The sequence below is a fragment of the Mycobacterium scrofulaceum genome, assembly GCF_001667885.1.
Lineage (GTDB): Bacteria > Actinomycetota > Actinomycetes > Mycobacteriales > Mycobacteriaceae > Mycobacterium > Mycobacterium scrofulaceum_C.
Window position 1 is genome coordinate 1 of sequence record NZ_LZJW01000130.1, and the last position, 1214, is coordinate 1214.

Annotated in this window: 2 protein-coding genes; both read right to left on the reverse strand. The window is 67.3% G+C overall.

Annotation, left to right across the window (positions count from 1 at the left end; genetic code table 11):
• On the reverse strand, window positions 1–740 hold a 740-nt coding region (locus A5681_RS18775), incomplete at its 3' end, for a glycosyltransferase (RefSeq protein ID WP_197498649.1).
• A gap of 52 nt (window positions 741–792) precedes the next feature.
• A partial coding sequence (locus A5681_RS27515) for a glycosyltransferase (RefSeq protein WP_331710662.1) occupies window positions 793–1214 on the reverse strand: 422 nt, incomplete at its 5' end.

Sequence of the window (1214 nt, forward strand, 5' to 3'; positions counted from 1 at the left end):
ACCTCGTCGTCGGCGTCGGTGGTCAACTCCATGGTCAGCGAGCCCACGAACGGCCGTTGGCCGCCCCACTTCGCCCACTCGGCAGCCAAGCCGGGGAAACACACCTCGTCGTAGGCCTGAATCTCCAGCGAGCCGCGCTCGGCGATCCTTCGCGGCGACGGTTTCGTCGCCGCGGGCAGACGGAGTTCTCGCCGCTGTTCGTTCTCAACCTGCTTGGTCGCGCGCCAAAAAAGCCACTCGACCGCCATCATGCCGGAGCGGAACAACGGCGCCGGCACGCTCGGAACGAGCTGGCCGTTGGCCCGCATCGGGAAGTGATGCAGCGTCGCCAGCGGAATGCCGTAATGCTCCGCGACGTTGGCGGCGGCCTGCTCGAAATTAAGTCCGGTGCACAGCAGGTCGGCGCCGCCCGCGAGTGATGTCAGCGTTGCGCTCACCTCGCCCCAGTGCCGGATGAGGGGCTCCCAGACCTTGCGCATCAATCTGAGCGGGCTGCGGATCGTCCAGATGCCTCGGAAGAATTCCGCCCACATGTTGCGGAGGAACTCCTCGTCCAAGAAGTCGTGCAGTTCGGGGCCGTACGGGACAGTCGCGAGACCCGCGGACTCGGCGAAGCCGACCAGTTCCGGCGGGACGGCCATGGCCACGTCGTGCCCCCGGCGCAGCAGCTCGCGGCCGACAGCTGCCAATGGCTCGATGTCGCCACGCGTTCCATAGCCAGCGAGGGCGAATTTCGTCACGGCTCCTAGCCTTGCAGTTGCCGTGCGTCGGCGGCGTCCCGGGTGCCGGTCGTCACCCAGCCCGCAGCACCCGCGCGAAATCTTCGAGAAGGTCGGCCGTCTTGGTGATGCTGTCCGTGGGCTTCGTCATCCGCGCGGCAAGTTCGCGGGCGCGGGAGGCGTAGTCGGGGGAGAGGACCTGGCGCAGGTCGGCGACCAGCGACTCGCGCGTCGTTTTCGAAAAGGGGCGGGCCACGCCGACTTTCAACCGATCCACCTGGCCTGCCCAGATTTTCTGATCGCTCATGCTCCACAGGCTCAATGTGGGCACTCCTGCGCGCAGGCCCGCGGCCGTGGTCCCGGCACCGCTGTGGTGCACCACGGCCCGGCAAGCGGGAAAAACAGCCGCGTAGTTGACCGCGCCCACCACCTTGACGTGGTCGAAATGCGGGGCACCGCTGAAATCGGTTTTGCCCGAGCACACCAGCGCCCGCT